Source organism: Kocuria kalidii, assembly GCF_044462225.1.
Taxonomy (GTDB): Bacteria; Actinomycetota; Actinomycetes; order Actinomycetales; family Micrococcaceae; genus Kocuria; species Kocuria kalidii.
The window spans coordinates 1-16,772 of the sequence record NZ_JBISWJ010000052.1; the positions used below are offsets into that span (position 1 = coordinate 1).

At 73.8% G+C, this 16,772-nt stretch carries 15 protein-coding genes and 1 riboswitch; of the genes, 9 read left to right on the plus strand and 6 right to left on the minus strand.

What is annotated here, in order from left to right:
- Positions 1-64: 64 nt before the first annotated feature.
- A riboswitch (TPP riboswitch) is annotated at positions 65-185 on the plus strand.
- An 89-nt stretch (positions 186-274) separates the two neighbouring features.
- Genes ACH9D3_RS07770 through ACH9D3_RS07780 form a run of 3 tightly spaced genes read left to right on the plus strand, consistent with a single transcriptional unit; the run spans position 275 to position 3,392 of the window.
- Complete coding sequence (locus ACH9D3_RS07770) at positions 275-895, plus strand: ECF transporter S component (RefSeq protein ID WP_396398531.1); 621 nt, start codon at positions 275-277, stop codon at positions 893-895.
- Positions 892-2,598, plus strand: coding sequence for an ATP-binding cassette domain-containing protein (locus tag ACH9D3_RS07775; protein ID WP_396410486.1), 1,707 nt, complete (start codon positions 892-894; stop codon positions 2,596-2,598). Before ACH9D3_RS07770 ends, ACH9D3_RS07775 begins: the two co-directional genes overlap by 4 nt.
- Complete coding sequence (locus ACH9D3_RS07780; protein ID WP_396410487.1) at positions 2,595-3,392, plus strand: CbiQ family ECF transporter T component; 798 nt, start codon at positions 2,595-2,597, stop codon at positions 3,390-3,392. Before ACH9D3_RS07775 ends, ACH9D3_RS07780 begins: the two co-directional genes overlap by 4 nt.
- 7 nt (positions 3,393-3,399) lie before the next feature.
- Here ACH9D3_RS07780 and ACH9D3_RS07785 read toward each other — a convergent pair whose 3' ends face one another.
- From ACH9D3_RS07785 to ACH9D3_RS07800, 4 genes are all read right to left on the minus strand, one after another.
- Positions 3,400-4,281 (minus strand): aminotransferase class IV, encoded by an 882-nt coding sequence (locus ACH9D3_RS07785; protein ID WP_396410488.1) that lies wholly within the window; start codon positions 4,279-4,281, stop codon positions 3,400-3,402.
- Positions 4,282-4,310: 29 nt separating this feature from the next.
- Positions 4,311-4,904 carry a uridine kinase family protein gene (locus ACH9D3_RS07790; protein WP_396398527.1) on the minus strand — a complete coding sequence of 198 codons (594 nt, stop codon included), beginning with the start codon at positions 4,902-4,904 and terminating at the stop codon, positions 4,311-4,313.
- A complete protein-coding gene (locus ACH9D3_RS07795) occupies positions 4,901-5,440 on the minus strand; it encodes an arsenate reductase/protein-tyrosine-phosphatase family protein (protein ID WP_396410489.1) in 540 nt (179 codons plus the stop codon). Before ACH9D3_RS07795 ends, ACH9D3_RS07790 begins: the two co-directional genes overlap by 4 nt.
- Positions 5,441-5,523: 83 nt before the next feature.
- The gene (locus ACH9D3_RS07800; protein ID WP_396410490.1) at positions 5,524-7,515 is read right to left on the minus strand and encodes a BCCT family transporter; all 1,992 of its coding nucleotides are present in this window, start codon (positions 7,513-7,515) and stop codon (positions 5,524-5,526) included.
- Positions 7,516-7,842: 327 nt separating this feature from the next.
- On the opposite strand from ACH9D3_RS07800, the gene dnaK reads away from it, so the two are divergent.
- From dnaK to ACH9D3_RS07820, 4 genes are all read left to right on the plus strand, one after another.
- Positions 7,843-9,699, plus strand: a complete 1,857-nt coding sequence (gene dnaK / locus ACH9D3_RS07805) for a molecular chaperone DnaK (protein ID WP_396398524.1) — start codon at positions 7,843-7,845, stop codon at positions 9,697-9,699.
- Positions 9,696-10,355: a nucleotide exchange factor GrpE gene (locus tag ACH9D3_RS07810; protein ID WP_396398523.1), complete on the plus strand. Its 660-nt coding sequence runs from the start codon at positions 9,696-9,698 to the stop codon at positions 10,353-10,355. The genes dnaK and ACH9D3_RS07810 overlap by 4 nt, the downstream gene beginning before the upstream one ends.
- Before the next feature lie 163 nt (positions 10,356-10,518).
- Positions 10,519-11,523: a DnaJ C-terminal domain-containing protein gene (locus ACH9D3_RS07815; RefSeq protein WP_396410491.1), complete on the plus strand. Its 1,005-nt coding sequence runs from the start codon at positions 10,519-10,521 to the stop codon at positions 11,521-11,523.
- A 1-nt stretch (position 11,524) separates the two neighbouring features.
- On the plus strand, positions 11,525-11,965 hold the full coding sequence (locus ACH9D3_RS07820; RefSeq protein WP_396398521.1) for a heat shock protein transcriptional repressor HspR: 441 nt from the start codon (positions 11,525-11,527) through the stop codon (positions 11,963-11,965).
- A 262-nt stretch (positions 11,966-12,227) separates the two neighbouring features.
- Here ACH9D3_RS07820 and trmB read toward each other — a convergent pair whose 3' ends face one another.
- Both trmB and ACH9D3_RS07830 read right to left on the minus strand, forming a co-directional pair.
- On the minus strand, positions 12,228-13,019 hold the full coding sequence (trmB, locus tag ACH9D3_RS07825) for a tRNA (guanosine(46)-N7)-methyltransferase TrmB (RefSeq protein ID WP_396398520.1): 792 nt from the start codon (positions 13,017-13,019) through the stop codon (positions 12,228-12,230).
- An 11-nt stretch (positions 13,020-13,030) separates the two neighbouring features.
- Positions 13,031-13,624 (minus strand): TIGR00730 family Rossman fold protein, encoded by a 594-nt coding sequence (locus tag ACH9D3_RS07830; protein ID WP_396410492.1) that lies wholly within the window; start codon positions 13,622-13,624, stop codon positions 13,031-13,033.
- Positions 13,625-13,794: 170 nt separating this feature from the next.
- Between ACH9D3_RS07830 and ACH9D3_RS07835 the strand changes: the two genes are divergently transcribed.
- Both ACH9D3_RS07835 and ACH9D3_RS07840 read left to right on the plus strand, forming a co-directional pair.
- Positions 13,795-15,060 (plus strand): Bcr/CflA family efflux MFS transporter, encoded by a 1,266-nt coding sequence (locus ACH9D3_RS07835; protein ID WP_396410493.1) that lies wholly within the window; start codon positions 13,795-13,797, stop codon positions 15,058-15,060.
- A 215-nt stretch (positions 15,061-15,275) separates the two neighbouring features.
- Positions 15,276-16,721 carry an amino acid carrier protein gene (locus ACH9D3_RS07840; RefSeq protein ID WP_396410494.1) on the plus strand — a complete coding sequence of 482 codons (1,446 nt, stop codon included), beginning with the start codon at positions 15,276-15,278 and terminating at the stop codon, positions 16,719-16,721.
- The last annotated feature ends 51 nt before the right edge of the window (positions 16,722-16,772 follow it).

Below are 16,772 nucleotides of genomic sequence, written 5' to 3' on the forward strand. Positions count from 1 at the left end.
GGAACGGGCCCCTCCGGCATGTGCGGTGCGTGCGGCGGGCGCGGGGAGGGGTAGACTCGGTGCCACTGAACGACAGGGGAGCGCTGCCCGCCGGGACACCGGCACGGCGCTGAGAGTGCGGATCGCCGCAGACCCTCGAACCTGCTCCGGTTAGCACCGGCGAAGGGAGTCGAGCATCTCAGGGGGAATCCCCGGGAGCGCGCCGGTGGCGCGGCCCGCGGATCCCCGTCCCCTCCTGGCAACGACGGCTCGCAGAGCCCAGGAGGAACCCACCATGAACAGCACCACCCACCGCCCTGCAGCACGCCCCGGCACGTCCGGTGCCTCGTCCTGGCGCGTCGTCGACATCGTCGTGGCCGCGGTCCTCGCCGCCGTGTGCGCGGTCGTCTTCTGGGCGTGGTCGAACCTGCTCTACCCCGTGGTCGGCACGGCCGCGGTGGCCTATCCGCCGGCCGTGGGGCTGATCGCCGGCGGCTGGCTGGTGGCCGGCGTGCTCGGCGGGCTGATCATCCGCAAGCCCGGCGCCGCGCTGTTCTGCGAGCTGCTCGCCGCCGTGATCGAGAGCTTCCTGGGCACCCACTTCGGCCTGCTGGTCATCCTCTCCGGCCTCGTCCAGGGGATCGGCGCGGAACTGGCCTTCGCCGCCTTCCGGTACCGCAGGTTCGACGCCCTCGTCGCGGCCGTCGCGGGCGCCGTGAGCGGGGTCTTCCTCGGCGTCAACGAGAACATCGTCTACAACTACGAGTGGGCGCTCGGCCACCAGGTGGCCTACGTGGTCCTGGCGGCGCTCTCCGGGGCGGTGCTCGCCGGCCTGCTCATGCAGGCCGTCGTGAAGGCCCTCGCCGCGACGGGCGTCCTGCAGGGCCTCGCCTCGGGCCGGGCCGTCCGGCGATGACGTCCTCCACGGCCGGGCGCCCCGCGGCACCCGCAGCCCGCGGAGCGCGCGTCGAGGCCGACGGCTTCGGCTGGCACCACCCCGGCCGGGACGCGGCGGCCCTGCGCGGACTCGACCTGGTGGTGGAGCCGGGGGAGCGGGTGCTCCTCCTGGGCCCCAGCGGGGCGGGCAAGTCGACGTTCCTGCACGCCCTGGCGGGAGTCCTCCACGACGAGGACGGACAGTCCCGGTCCGGCGAGCTGCTGCTCGACGGCACGCCGCCCGAGGAGGCACGCGGCCGGGCCGGGCTCGTGCAGCAGGACCCCGAGTCGCAGGTGGTGCTCTCCCGGATCGGCGACGACACCGCCTTCGGCCTCGAGAACCTCGCGGTGCCGCGCGAGCAGATCTGGCCGCGGGTGCGCGCGGCCCTCGACGACGTGGGCCTGGGCCTCCCCCTCGATCACTCCACGGCGGCCCTGTCCGGCGGGCAGAAGCAGCGCCTGGCGCTCGCGGGCGCCGTGGCCATGAGCCCCGGGCTGCTGCTGCTCGACGAGCCGACCGCCAACCTGGACCCCGCCGGCGTGCGGCAGGTCCGCGACGCCGTGGTGTCCTGCCTGGACCGCAGCGGGGCGACCCTCGTGGTCGTGGAGCACCGCGTCGCCGTGTGGGCCGAGGTCGTGGACCGCGTCGTCGTGCTCGGCCACGACGGGGGCATCACCCACGACGGGCCCCCCGCGCAGGTGCTGGGGGCGGCCGCCGACGAGCTGAGCCGGGCCGGGGTGTGGGTGCCCGGGCGGGTCCCGGCGACGCGCGGACCCGCACGGCCCTCCGCCGGCCCGACCACGGAGCCGACCGCGGAGGGCCGCGCCGGGCAGGGTGGCGAGCCGCTGCTGAGCGCCGCCCGTCTGTCCGTCTCGCGCACCCAGCCCTCGGCCCGCCGGCTGTGCGCCCGGCGGCGGGCCCGGCGCCGGGGGCTGCCCGCGGACGACGCCACCGACGCCCGGGACCTCCCCACGGCGGTGGCCGACGTCGGACTGAGCCTGTGCCGCGGCCGCGTGCTCGCGCTCACCGGGCCCAACGGCGCCGGCAAGTCCACCCTCGCGCTGACGCTCGCGGGCCTGCTCGCCCCCGTGCGGGGCACGGTGGTCGCCCATCCGCGCCTCGACCGCGGCGCGGGTCCCGACCCCCTGGACTGGAGCGGGAGGGAGCTCGTGGCGCGCGTGGGGACGGTCTTCCAGGAGCCCGAGCACCAGTTCCTGCGGGGCACCGTGCGCGCCGAGCTCGAGCTGGGCCCCCGCCTGGCGGGCACGCCGGCGGCCGAGCGGGAGCGCCGCACGGACGAGCTGCTCCGCCGGCTGCGGCTCACCCATCTGGCCGAGGCGAACCCGTTCACCCTCTCCGGCGGCGAGAAGCGGCGGCTGTCCGTGGCCACGGTGCTCGCCACGGACCCGGACGTCCTGGTGCTCGACGAACCCACGTTCGGCCAGGACGCCGTGACGTGGGCGGAGCTCGTGGAACTGCTCGTGGAGCTCGTGGACGGCGGCACGTCGGTGCTGGCCGTGACGCACGACGAGGACTTCGTGCGGGCGCTCGGCGCCGAGGTCCTCGAACTGGGGGACCCGGGCCCCGGCACGCCGGCCGCGGGCCGTCCGGGGGCGGGCCGTCCGGGGGCGGGCCACCGGGCGCCGCACCGGTTCCGGCCGGCCGGCGAGCCGGCCCGGTGAGCTCCGCCGTCATCGCCCCCGCGGCCCGCAGCTCCCTGCTGGGCCGGACGAACGCCGTGGTCAAGCTGGCCGGGGCGCTGCTGCTCACCGCGGTGCTCGTGGTCAGCGCGGACCCCGTGACGTCGGGGACCGTGCTCCTGGGCGAGGTCCTGCTCCTGGCGCTGGCCGGTCAGCGCCCGCTCGCGCTGCTGGTCCGGGCGTGGCCGGTGGCCGTGGCCGCCCTCGTGAGCGGGTGGGGCACGGCCCTGCTGGCCGAGGACTCGGGAGCGGTGCTGCTCGACCTCGGACCCACCGAGATCTCGGCCGGTTCGGTGGCGGCGGGGGCGGCGATCGCGCTGCGCGGACTGGCCCTGGCGCTCCCGGGGCTGATGCTCGTGCTCACCACGGACCCCACGGATCTCGCGGACGGCCTCGCCCAGACGGTCCGCCTCCCGGCCCGCTTCGTGCTCGCGTCCCTGGCGGCGCTGCGGCTGGTGGGCGTGATGGTCACCGAGTGGGACACGCTCGCGATGGCTCGCCGGGCGCGCGGCGCGGGAACCGGGCACGGGCCGGTGGGCGCGCTGCGGGAGTTCGGCGGCCAGGCGTTCACGCTGCTCGTGCAGTCCCTGCGCCGGGCCACCCGGCTGTCGGTCACGATGGAGGCCCGGGGTTTCGGCGCAGGGCCGCGCACGTGGGCCCGCGTCCCGGGGTGCTCCTGGCGGGACACGGTGGTCCTCACGGGCTGCGCGGTGGCCGCCGCGGCGGGACCGGCGCTGTCCGCCCTGCTCGGGGCGCACCGGTTCGTCTGGGCCTGAGCCCGGCTCAGGCCTGCGAGACCCAGCCGGTGACCAGCCGGGTGAGCTCCGGGTCCACCGGCAGCGGCTGGTGGTCGAGCCCGCGCACCGGCACCGCGAGCCGGACGCTGGAGACCAGCCACACGGCGTCCGCCTCCATGAGGTCCGCCGGGTACAGCGGCCCGTAGCCGAGCTCCCAGCCGTCCTGCCGGGCGGCGGTGAAGATCTTGGCCTGCGTGGTGCCGGGCAGGACCCCGTGCGAGGGCTCGGGCGTGAGCAGGGTGCGGCGCCCGGCGCGCACGCGGGCGCAGACCACGGACGACGTCGCCCCCTCGAGGACCCTGCGGCCCTCCGTGGTGAAGACGGCCTCGTCCGCACCGAGTGAGCGGGCGTGGCGCAGGGCGGCCATGTTGATCGCGTAGGAGAGGGTCTTGGCCCCCGGCAGCAGCCACGGGTACCCGGCGTCCTGGGCGGGGTCGTGGCCGCGGGGCAGCAGCACCGCCGTCACGCCCTCCCGGCGCTGCCGGAACGTGGTCTCGGGCACGGGGCTCACCGCGATCCAGGACCACGGCCCGGCCTCCGGGGCGCCGCGGCTGACGACGACCTTGACGCTGTGCTCCGCGCCGAGTCCGCCGTCCCCGCCGGGCGCGGCGTGGGCGAGCGCCAGTTCCACCGCCCCGCGCAGGTCCTGCGGGGAGGGCACGGGCAGCTGCGCGAGCCGCGCGGAGGACGAGAGGCGCTGGTGGTGGGCCTCGAACTTCCGGACGTGACCGTCGACGGCCCGCATGGTCTCGAACACCCCGTCGCCGCGGGTGAGCCCCTGGTCGTCGATCCGCACGAGCGGCACGGACGGGTCGGCGAGGACGCCCTGCGGGTGGGCGGCGTCGAGGACGACGACGGTGGTGGTCACGGGGTTCTCCTGTCGGTCCGGCCGCGCGGTCAGCAGACCGGGCCGGGGTGCAGGATGTCCACCTGTTCCCAGACGTGGTCCTCCGCCAGGTAGGCGTCCTCCTGAGCGGCCCATCGGTCCCAGTGCTCCGCGTAGTACGCGCCGTCCCGGCTCAGGGCCCGGTCGTAGCGCAGCGCGGTGGGCAGCTCGACCCACACGGAGACGTCCAGCAGCTCGCGGGCCTCGGTGCTGCACGCGCCGACGCCCTCCAGGACGACGACCTCCGCCACCCGGGTCAGCCGCGGGGTGCCGGGGGAGCCGGTGACCCAGTCCCAGGCGCTCCACTCGGCGTCACGGCCCTCGTCGAGGGGGGTGAGCACCTCGTCCACGTAGGTGCGCCGGCCCGGTCCCAGCCCGTCCCAGCCGGGGTAGAGGTCCTCGAGGTGGAAGAGCGTCACGTCCCGCACGGGCCGCAGCACCGTGGCGAGCTGCTCGGCGAGACTGGTCTTGCCGGCGCCCGAGCGGCCGTCGATGCCGATCAGGTAGGGGCGCCGGGTCGGGGAGGGGAGCAGTTGCGCCAGATTGGTGCCGGCGGGATTGGCCGCCGCGACCGACGGGTCCAGCTCCAGCTCGATGTCGATCACGCTCGCCCGGCGTCCTGCGCGGCGTCCTGCGCGGCGTCCCGGGCGGTGCCGAGCTCCCGGGCGACGGCGCGGACGACCCCCGGGACGGCGGCGGCGATCATGCCGTAGGTGGTCTCGAAGTCCTCCGGACCTCCGTACCACGGGTCGTAGATGCCGAGGCCGCTGCGCTCCTCACCGGCGACGGCGGGATCGAACTCCCGCAGCAGGTGCACCTTGGCGGCGGCGGCCTCGTCCGGGGCGAGCGTGCGCAGGCGGCGCCAGTGGACCACGTCCAGGGCCAGGACGAGGTCGCGGTCGGCGAATCGGACGGGATCGAACACCTGCGCGGCGTGCCGGGAGGCGTCCAGCCCCGCGCGGCGCATCAGCTCGCCGGCACGCGGGTCCACGGGGTTGCCCAGCTCCTCGTCGCTGACGCCTGCGGAGTCGACGCGGACGTGCCCGGCCAGCCCGGCGGCCTCGAAGGCGCGGCGCAGCGCGAACTCCGCCATGGGGGAGCGGCAGATGTTGCCGGTGCACACGGCCACGATCGAATACATAGCGGGCATTCTAAGCCGTGCGCTCCCGTCGCGCGACGTGCGGCCGCCGCCCGGGGGCGACGGCCGCACCTCGCAGCGGTCGATCAGGGCCGACGGACGGTCGGGTCGAGCGCGTGCTCCTCGTCCGGGTCCAGGTGCGCCGCGTCCGGAGCACGGTCCGGGTGCGCTTCCTCCCGGTGCGAACCGTCCGCGGGCGAGCCGTCCGCGTGCGAACCGGTCTCCGCGGAGAGGTCGAGCTCCTCGCCGTTCTCGTCGACCCGCCGGTACCAGTCGGTGACGTCCGGGTGGTGCGAGTCGAACGTCTCGCCGGCGGCGCGGGAGCCCGGGGCGTGCTCCACCTGCAGGGCGAAGTCGTCGCCGTGCTCCTCGATGCCGTGGATCACCGCCTTGCGCACGGCCGTGACGGCGAACTCGTGGCGGATCGTCGCCGGGTCGCTGCGCAGGTCCTTGTAGAACGAGACCATCAGGAAGGCGACGATCACGGCGAACGGCAGGGCCGAGACGGTCACGAGGTTCTGCATGCCGGTCAGGGCGTCGTCGCCGCCCACGAGCATCATGACGGCCGCGATCCCGCCGAGGCACAGACCCCAGAACACGACGATCGCCCGGGTGGGCTCGGGCCGGCCCTGCTGGGACAGCGTGCCCATCACGATCGAGGCGGAGTCCGCGCTCGTCACGAAGAAGATGGCGATGATGAGCATCGCCAGCACCGAGGTGATCGCCCCGAAGGGCAGGGCGTCGAGCATCCCGAACAGCGCGGCCTCCTGGCCGCCCGCGGCCGCGAGGTCGGTCCCGGTGCGCTGCAGGTACATGGAGGTGCCGCCGATGACCACGAACCAGAGGACGCACATCGAGGAGGGGACCACGAGCACCACGGTCACGAACTGGCGCAGCGTGCGGCCGCGGGAGATCTTGGCGATGAACATCCCGACGAACGGGGACCAGGACAGCCACCAGGCCCAGTAGAAGACGGTCCAGCCGCCGGCGAAGGCGGTCGAGTCCTCGCCCCAGCCGCCGGTCTGCCCGGTCATCCACAGGTACTCCTGCAGGTACGTGCTGAACACCGCGGGGACCAGGTCCAGGATCAGGACGGTGGGCCCGGCCACGAACACGAACAGGGCGAGCAGGAAGGCCAGCAGCAGGTTCGTGCTGGAGAGGTAGCGGATGCCGCGGGCCACGCCGGAGACGGCGGAGACCACGAAGGCGGCGGTGAGCACCGCGATGACGACGATGAGGCCGCCGTTGCCGAGCGGCCCCCAGCCGGCGACGAGCTCGAGGCCCCGGGCGATCTGCAGCGCGCCGATCCCGAGGGAGGCCGCGGTGCCGAAGAGGGTCGCGAAGATGGCGAACACGTCGATGAGCCGGCCCAGGCCGCCCTCGGCGCGCCGCTGGCCGATCAGCGGCACGAAGATCCGGCTGATGAGCGGAGGACGGCCGCGGCGGTACGCGCCGTAGGCGACGGCCGCGCCGACCACGGCGTACATCGCCCAGGGGTTGAGTCCCCAGTGGAACGCGGTCTGGACGAGGGCGTAGACGGTCATCTCCTCGGAGCCGGGGTCCGCCCCGAAGCCGGGGACGCCGGCGCCGAAGTGGCTCAGGGGCTCGGAGGCGCCGTAGAACATCAGGCCGATGCCCATGCCGGCGGCGAAGAGCATGGCGAGCCACGAGAAGAACGAGTACTCGGGCTTCTCGTCGTCCATGCCCAGCGGGATACGGCCCGTGCGGCTGAAGCCGACGACGAGCATGAACAGGACGGCCGCCGTGGACAGGGCGGTGAAGAACCAGCCGGCGTTGCCGGTGACCCAGCCCAGGGCGGCGGTGGAGGCGACGGTCAGGGACTCGGTGGAGAGCACGCCCCAGGCGATGAACGCCACGATCAGCGCGGCGGTGACGAGGAAGACCACCTTGTCGGTACCGTAGCGCAGCTTCTGGTCCTCGACGGCGAGCCCGGGGACCAGGGCGGGGTGGACGCCGTGGGGGTAGTTGATCTGCCGCAGCACCTCCCGGGGCTTCGTCCGGCGGGCGGACGTGCCGGGTTCCGGCGGCTGTGGTGAATGGGGTGGTGTGCTGCTCATGATGGCTCCTGCGGTGTCGGAGTGCGTGCGGTGTCGTGTCGGTGCGTGCGGTCGCGTGCGGGTCGGGCCCGGAGCTGTCGTCGGGGCGCCCGGCGGTCCGGGCGCGCCAGCCCAGTCTACCGAAGAGCTGTCGCCGCAGGAGGCGGCGAGCGGAGGCTCACGCACGGGGCCGCACATAGATTGAGTCGATGCGGCTCAAGTCGAGTTGACAACGGCCGCTCACCTGGCAGACTTGAGCCAGGAAAACTCAAGACCTGAGACCTCCGGGATCGCAACGGGGCCACGACGGCCCGCCCGGTTCAGCTCGACACGAAGGAGAACACGTCCATGTCCCGTGCAGTAGGAATCGATCTCGGCACCACCAACTCCGTGGTGTCCGTGCTGGAGGGCGGCGAGCCCACCGTCATCGCCAACGCCGAGGGCAACCGGACCACCCCGTCCGTCGTCGCCTTCTCCAAGGACGGCGAGACCCTGGTCGGCGACATCGCCAAGCGCCAGGCCGTGACCAACGTGGACCGCACCATCGCCTCGGTCAAGCGCCACATGGGCACCGGGTGGTCCACCGACATCGAGGGCAAGAAGTACACGCCGCAGGAGATCTCCGCGCGCATCCTCATGAAGCTCAAGACCGACGCCGAGTCCTACCTCGGCGACAAGGTCACCGACGCCGTGATCACCGTTCCGGCCTACTTCAACGACGCCGAGCGCCAGGCCACCAAGGAGGCCGGTGAGGTCGCCGGCATGAACGTGCTGCGCATCGTCAACGAGCCCACCGCGGCCGCGCTCGCCTACGGCCTGGAGAAGGGCAAGGAGGACGAGCTCATCCTGGTCTTCGACCTCGGCGGCGGCACGTTCGACGTCTCCCTGCTGGAGGTCGGCAAGGACGAGGACGACTTCTCCACCATCCAGGTCCGCTCGACCGCCGGTGACAACCGCCTCGGCGGCGACGACTGGGACCAGCGGATCGTCGACTGGCTGCTGTCCCAGGTGAAGTCCAAGACCGGCGCCGACCTGTCCAAGGACAAGATCGCCCTGCAGCGCCTCAAGGAGACCGCGGAGCAGGCCAAGAAGGAGCTGTCCTCCGCGACCAGCACCAACATCTCCCTGCAGTACCTCTCCGTGACCCCCGAGGGCCCCGTGCACCTGGACGAGCGGCTCACCCGCGCGAAGTTCGAGGAGCTGACCCGGGACCTGCTCGAGCGCACCGAGAAGCCGTTCAAGGACGTCATCGCCGAGGCCGGCATCTCCGTGTCCGACATCGACCACGTGGTCCTCGTCGGCGGCTCGACCCGCATGCCCGCGGTCGTCGAGACCGTCCAGCGCCTGGCCGGCAAGGAGCCCAACAAGGGCGTCAACCCGGACGAGGTCGTCGCCGTCGGCGCGGCCATCCAGGCCGGCGTGCTCAAGGGCGACCGCAAGGACGTCCTGCTGATCGACGTGACCCCGCTGTCGCTGGGCATCGAGACCAAGGGCGGTGTGATGACCAAGCTCATCGAGCGCAACACGGCCATCCCGACCAAGCGGTCCGAGACCTTCACCACCGCGGAGGACAACCAGCCGTCCGTGTCCATCCAGGTCTTCCAGGGCGAGCGCCAGTTCACCCGGGACAACAAGAACCTGGGCACCTTCGAGCTGACCGGCATCGCCCCCGCCCCGCGCGGCATGCCGCAGATCGAGGTCACGTTCGACATCGACGCCAACGGCATCGTGCACGTCTCCGCCAAGGACAAGGGCACCGGCACCGAGCAGTCGATGACCATCACCGGCGGGTCCTCCCTCTCCAAGGAGGACATCGACCGCATGGTCAAGGACGCCGAGGCCAACGCCGAGGCGGACCGGGTGCGCCGCGAGGCGGCGGACCTGCGCAACAACGCGGAGCAGCAGGCCTACTCCGTCGACAAGCTGCTGAAGGACAACGACGAGAAGCTGCCCGCGGACGTCAAGTCCGAGGTGCAGGCGGACGTCGACGCCCTGAAGCAGGCGCTCGAGGGCGAGGACGACGACGCCGTGAAGACGGCCTACGACAAGCTGCAGCAGTCCCAGACCAAGCTCGGCGAGGCCCTCTACGCCCAGTCGCAGACCGAGGGTGCCGAGGGCGCCCCGGGTGCGGGGGCCACCGGTGCCACCGGTGACGAGGACATCGTCGACGCGGAGGTCGTCGACGACGAGGACGAGAAGAAGTGAGCATGCCCGACCCCACGCCAGGACCCGACGAGAACGCGGCGCAGAACGACGCCGGGAGCCCTTCCGGGGACCCCGCCGCGCACCCCGACGAGCACCGTGCGCAGGACTCCGGCGACGGCTCCCGCGAGGAGGCCGGGCCGGAGGGCCTGACGGTGGACGACATCCTCTCGACGCCCCAGTCGACCGACGCCGAGTCGGGAGACGCCGGGCCGGCGGCCGCGGGGGAGGAGTCCCCGGCGGCGGCCCTGGCCGAGGAGCGGCTCGAGGAGCTGCGCCGGCTGCAGGCCGAGTTCGTGAACTTCAAGCACCGCACGGCACGCGAGAAGGAGCAGCTGCGGACCTTCGTGACGGGCGACCTCCTGCAGACGCTGCTGCCGGTGTTCGACGACATCGACGCGGCCCGCCAGGCGGGAGACCTCACCGACGGCCCGTTCGCGGCGATCGCGAACAAGCTCGAGGAGATCCTCGTGCGGCAGGGGCTCGTCCGCATCGGGGAGATCGGGGAGAGGTTCGACCCCAACGTCCACGAGGCGGTGCTGCAGCAGCCCACGAGCGAGGTCGAGCCCGACCAGGTCTCGATGGTGCTGCGCTCCGGCTTCCGGATCGACGAACGCGTGGTGCGGCCGGCGCAGGTCGCCGTCGCGGTCGCCGAGTGAGGCCGGTCCCGGCCTGATCCGCACGACGGCAGGGGAGGTCCGTCCACCGGGCCTCCCCTGACCCGTCCACCGTTCCCGGCGCCGAGGCGCCGGGGACGGGCCCAGGACAACCACCGGGCCCTGTTCGACAGGACCCCGACCGGCCCCACAGAAAGGAGGCGTCATGGCCAGCCAGGACTGGATCGACAAGGACTTCTACAGCATTCTCGGCGTCTCCAAGGACGCGTCCGCAGCCGACGTCAAGAAGGCGTACCGCAAGCTCGCCCGCGAGTTCCACCCGGACCAGAACCCGGGGGACGCGCAGGCCGAGCAGAGGTTCAAGGACATCGCGGAGGCGAACTCGGTGCTCTCCGACCCCGAGGAGCGCAAGCAGTACGACGCGATCCGCGCGATGGGCTCCGGCGCGCGCTTCACCGCAGGCGGTCCGGGAGCCGCCGGCGGCTCGGCGAACTTCGAGGACCTCTTCGGCGACATCTTCGGCGGTGGCGGCGGCCGCCGTCGCCGCACCAGCTACTCCACGGGCGGACCCGGCGGCCCGGGCGGGTTCGAGGACCTGTTCTCCCAGTTCGGCGGGCAGACCGGGTACGGGGCCCCGGGCGGCTACCAGGCCCCGCCGGCGCGCGGGGAGGACATCCGGACGGAGACGACCATCCCGTTCCGCTCCTCGGTGCACGGCACCACGGTCAAGCTGCGGCGGGGCAACGGCCAGGAGACCACGGTGCGCGTCCCCCAGGGAGTGCGCGACGGGCAGAAGCTCAAGCTCGCCGGCAAGGGCCACTCGGGGCCCGGCGGCTCCGGCGACCTCTACGTCACCGTCCACGTGGTGCCGCACCCCTTCTTCACCCGGGTGGAGGGCACGGACGACGTCGAGGTCACCGTGCCGATCACGTTCCCCGAGGCCGCCCTGGGCGCCACGATCGAGGTGCCCGTCATGGACGGCGGCACCGTGCGGCTGAAGGTGCCCGCGGGCACGTCCTCGGGACGGCGCTTCCGCGTCAAGGGGCGCGGGTTCAGCACGACCAGGGGCACCGGGAACCTCATCGTCACGGTCGAGGTGCACGTCCCGGCCGAGCTCGACGAGCAGGCGCAGGCCGCCGTCCGGGCGTTCGCCGAGGCGACCGCGGGCGAGGACCCCCGGGGCGGCCTGGCCGAGAAGGCGCGGGTCTGAGATGGCCCTCGACGCCGACCAGCCGCTGTTCGTGATCTCCGTGGCCGCGGAGATCGCGGAGATGCACCCGCAGACGCTGCGCCAGTACGACCGGCTGGGTCTCGTCAAGCCGTCCCGGGCGCCCGGCAGGGCACGCCGCTACTCCCAGCGCGACATCGAGAAGCTGCAGCAGATCCAGGTGCTGTCCCAGCAGGGCGTGTCCCTCGAGGGCATCCGGCGCATCCTCCAGCTGGAGAACCAGGTCGCTGCCCTGCGGGTGCGCGTCGCGGAGCTGTCCCGAGAGCTCGAGACCGCGCGGGACCGGGCCGAGGAGTCCTCCCGGATCTTCGCCGCGGGCGCCGGCGGGGACGTGGTGCGCATGGCCCGCGGGGCGCGTCCCCGGGCCCGCAAGATCTCCCAAGCCGTGGTGCTGTACCGGCCGCCGCGCCAGCAGGAGCGCTGACCGGACGGGGCCGGCGCCGTCAGCGGCGCAGCCCTGGAGCGGTGCACCGCCGCCCACCGCCCGGCCGTCCTCGAGGAGGAGCACGAGCCCGCCCGTGGGGCCGGTGAAGTCGTCCACGGGGTGGTGCGCCGTCTCCTCCGCCCCGATCTCGGGCCCTAGCGCCGCACGTACTCGCGGTGCAGGCCTCCGAGCAGCGGCCGCGCGCGGTGGTCGCCCGGGGCGACGACGACGGAGCCGTCCCGCTCCGGGACGGCGGCCGCGCTCACGCCGTGCGGCGGTAGGTGAGGTCGCGCGGGACGCGACCCGCCTCCTGCGCCTTCCGCTCGAAGCTCGTGAGGACCCGTCCCTCCCAGCGCGGGGCCCAGCCGGCGTCCGGGTGCTCGTCGTCGGCGAGGGGGCCCGGGTGCACGTTCTCGAAGTGCGGGGACGCGTCCAGGACCTCCCGCATCACCAGGGCGTACTCCTGCCAGTCCGTGGCGAGCCGCCACAGCCCGCCCGGCGCGAGCACCCGGGCGGCGAGCTCGGCGAACGCGGGAGAGACGAGGCGCCGCTTGTGGTGGCGGGTCTTGTGCCACGGGTCCGGGAAGAAGACCCACAGCTCGTCGACCGAGGCCGGGGCGAGCATGTGCTCCAGGACCTCGGGAGCGTTGGCCTGCACCACGCGGACGTTCTGCACACCGGCCTGGCCCGCCTTGAGCAGCAGGTCCGCGATCCCGGGCTTGTACACCTCCACGGCGAGGTGGTCGCGGTCGGGGCGCTGGGCGGCGGCGTGCACGACCGCCTCGCCGAGACCCGAGCCGACCTCCACGACCAGGGGCGCCCGGCGCCCGAAGGCCGCGGCGGCGTCGAACTCGTGGTCCGGGTGGACGGACGTGTCGGTGCGCACCCGGGGGACGTCGAGCACCCGGGTGGGCGCCCAGTCGTCCCAGGCCTTCTGGCGGCGCGCGGTGAGGCGGTCGCCGCGGCGCACGAAGGAGTACGGCCTGCGGTGGAACTCCTCGGGGACGGGGCCCTGCGCGGGCTCTTCGGCGGGGGAAGGGGTGTGCTCGCTCATCGCCCTACATCCTAGGCGCAGACCGGGGGGGTCGAGGGCCCGTCGCCGGGGACGGGCCGGTGCGGCGGCTCCCACGCCGCGAACCGGGCGAGCAGCTCCTCCGCGTCCTGCGCGACCACGACGGCGTCCCGGTGCTCGGGGCGCACGAGCCCGGCCGCGGACATCGCGGTCACCGCGTCCAGCAGGGGCCTCCAGTAGCCGGCCACGTCGAGGAAGCCGACCGGCTCCGCGTGCACCCCCAGCTGCAACCAGGTCCACGCCTCGAAGATCTCCTCGACAGTGCCCAGGCCGCCGGGAAGGGCCACGAACCCGTCCGCGAGGGCGGCCATTCCCGCCTTGCGCTCGTGCATCGTCCGGACGACGCGCAGCTCGGTCAGCCCCGTGTGGGCCGCCTCGTCGTCGACCAGGGACTGCGGCATCACCCCGATCACCTCGCCCCCGGCGGCCAGTGCGGCGTCGGCGACGACGCCCATCAGCCCCACGTGGCCGCCGCCGTACACGACGCCCACCCCGCGGCGGGCGAGGGCGGTGCCGAAGGCCCGGGCGGCCGCGGCGAACCGGGGATCGGAGCCGAGGGAGGCCCCGGTGTACACGGCGAGTCTCATGGGCACATTGTCCCCGCCGTCCTTCCTGCCGTCGCCCCGGCAGCGGTCCTGCCGCCGTCGTCCGCCCTGTCCTCGGCGCTGACGTCCGCGCCGCGGCACCGATAGCATGAGTCGCGGCCCGCGCCGCCGCACCTGCGCCCGCACCCGCGGACCCCTGCCGAAGGACTCCCATGAGCTCACCGCCTCCCGAGGACCCCCTGCGCTCCCGGCTGCGCCTGTCCGGCGGCCGGGACGGGGTGGTGCTCGTGGCGGCGCTGGGGATCCTCAGCGCGGTGAGCCCGATGGCCACCGACATGTACCTGGCCTCGATGCCGGCCATGGCGGGGCACTTCGGGGCCTCGGCCTCCGCCGTGCAGCTGACCCTGACCACGTACATGATCGGCATGGCCGTGGGGCAGTTCCTGCTCGGGCCGGTGTCCGACGTGCTCGGCCGGCACCGGCTCATGGTCGCCGGGAACGCCCTGTTCCTGCTCAGCTCCGTCGCCGTGGTCCTGGCCCCGGGCATCGGGGTGGTGCTGGTCCTGCGGGCCCTCCAGGGCCTCTCCGGGGCGGCGGGCGTGGTGATCGCCCGCGCCGTGGTCTCGGACCTGGCCTCCGGCCGGCGGGCCGCGAAGCTGTTCTCGATCCTGGCGACCATCACGTCCCTCGCCCCGGTGGTGGCCCCGCTGCTGGGCGGGGTGATCGCCACGGTCGCGCCGTGGCAGACCGTGTTCTGGGTGCTCGCGGCGTTCGGGCTGCTGATGCTCGTGTGCTCCGTGCTCGTGATCCCCGAGACCCTGCCGCCGCACCGGCGGCACCGCGGCGGCGTGGGCGCCGTCGTCACCGGCTCCTGGCGGGTCCTGCGCACGCCGTCCTTCATGGCCTACGCGCTCGCGTTCGGCCTCGCGTTCGGCGCGCTGTTCTCCTACATCTCCGCCTCCTCCTTCGTCGTGCAGAACGTGCTCGGCTACTCGGCGCTCGGCTACTCCGTGGTCTTCGCCGTCAACGCGGGCGGCTCGATCATGGGCGCCGTCGTCAACACCCGGCTCGTCGACCGGATCGAGCCCGGCACGATCCTCCGCACCGCGATCGTGGTCATGGGCGCCGTCAACGTGGTGGGCCTGGGACTGGTCCTGACCGGGATCACGGGGTGGACCACGCTGGCGCACCTGTTCGTGAGCCAGACCTGCATCGGCTTCGTCATGGGCAACGCCGTGGCCCTCGCCCAGGCCCGGGTCCCCGGGCGGGCCGGGGCCGGGTCGGCGGTGCTCGGACTGGTCCAGTTCCTCCTGGGCGGTCTCGTGAGCCCGCTGACCGGTCTGGGCGGGCAGCACACCGCGGTGCCGATGGCCGTGTCCATGGCGGTGTGCTCGCTGCTCGCCACGGGCGCCGTGCTGCTGGCGCGCCGGCTCTCGCAGGGGGCGCCGGAGGGCCCCGCCGCGCGTCCCGGACCCTGACCGCAGGCCCGCGCGGTGGGGGCGGGACGCCCGCACGGGACCGGGTGGCGACGGTCCGGCCCGGGAGGCGCCCGCGCAGCACCGGGGAGGAGCGGCTCGCCCGGCAATGACCGCCGGGCCGGGGCGGCTGTGGTTAGATGCGTCGTGCCGAGACAGAGGTCACCACCTCCTCCCGGCCCCGCGTCCGCATCCACCCGACACCCCCGGGAGAACACATGCTCCAGTCCATCGAGACTGCCCTCGGCACGCTGGGCGGCATCATCTGGGGACCCTACGTCCTCGTGCCGCTGCTCCTGCTCACCGGCCTGTACCTCACCGTCCGGCTGGGCGCGCTGCAGTTCCGCACGCTCGGCCCCGCCCTGCGCCTGGCCCTGTTCGAGCGCCGGGACGCGGACGCCCGCGGCGGGGACGTCACCCAGTTCCAGGCGCTGACCACGGCGCTCGCCGCGACCGTCGGAACCGGCAACATCGTGGGCGTGGCCACCGCGATCTCGATCGGCGGGCCCGGGGCCCTGTTCTGGATGTGGGTCACCGGCCTGCTCGGCATGGCCTCGAAGTACGCCGAGGCGTTCCTGGCGGTGCGCTTCCGCACCACGGACGCCAAGGGGGAGATCTCCGGCGGGCCGCAGTACTACCTGGAGCGAGGCATCCGCAGCGGCCTCGGCAGGTTCCTGGCCGTCTTCTTCGCGATCGCCGCGGCGCTGGCCGCGTTCGGCATCGGCAACATGACCCAGGGCAACTCCATCGCCTCGAACGTGGAGGGCTCCTTCGGGGTGCCGACCTGGCTCACCGGCGTGGTGCTCGCGCTGATGACGCTGGCCGTGCTCGTGGGCGGCATCAAGGCCATCGGCCGGGTGACCGCGGCGCTCGTCCCGTTCATGATCCTCTTCTACGTGCTGGGTGCGCTGTTCATCCTGGTCGTCAACGCGGCGGCCGTCCCGCAGGCGATCCTGCTCATCCTCTCCGACGCCTTCACCGGCACCGCGGCGGTCGGCGGCTTCGCCGGCTCGGCCCTCGTGCTCGCCGTGCAGATGGGCGTGGCCCGCGGCATCTTCTCCAACGAGTCCGGCATGGGCTCGGCCGCGATCGCCGCGGCCGCCGCCCGGACCACGCACCCGGTGCGCCAGGGACTGGTCTCCATGACCCAGACGTTCATCGACACGATCATCGTGGTCACCTTCACGGGGCTCGTGCTCATCACCACGGGAGTGTGGGAGCAGGGCGCGGACCTCGCCGCCACCATGACCGGGGACGCCTTCAGCCGGGGGCTGCCGGGCGAGTGGGGCCACGTCGTCGTGACCGTGGGCCTCGTCCTGTTCGCGTACTCCACGATCCTCGGCTGGGCCTACTACGGCGAGCGCTGCATGGAGCGGCTCTTCGGGCGCGCCGCGGTGGCGCCCTACCGCGTGGTGTTCTCCCTGGTGGTCTTCGTCGGCTGCACCGTTCCGCTGGCGGTGGTGTGGAACTTCGCCGACGTCATGAACGGGCTCATGGCGATCCCGAACCTCGTGGGCCTGCTGCTCCTCTCGGGGCTGGTCGCCAGGGAGACGAAGCACTACCTGGACCACGATCCCCGCCTGCGGGCCGACCGCCGGCAGGTCGAGGCGTTCATGGCGGGCCACCCCGGGGCGATCGACTCGTACGAGCGCACCGGCTCCTGACGGCTGCCGACGCCGCCGGGCGCGGCCCCTGCGGGGGTGCTGCGCCCGGCG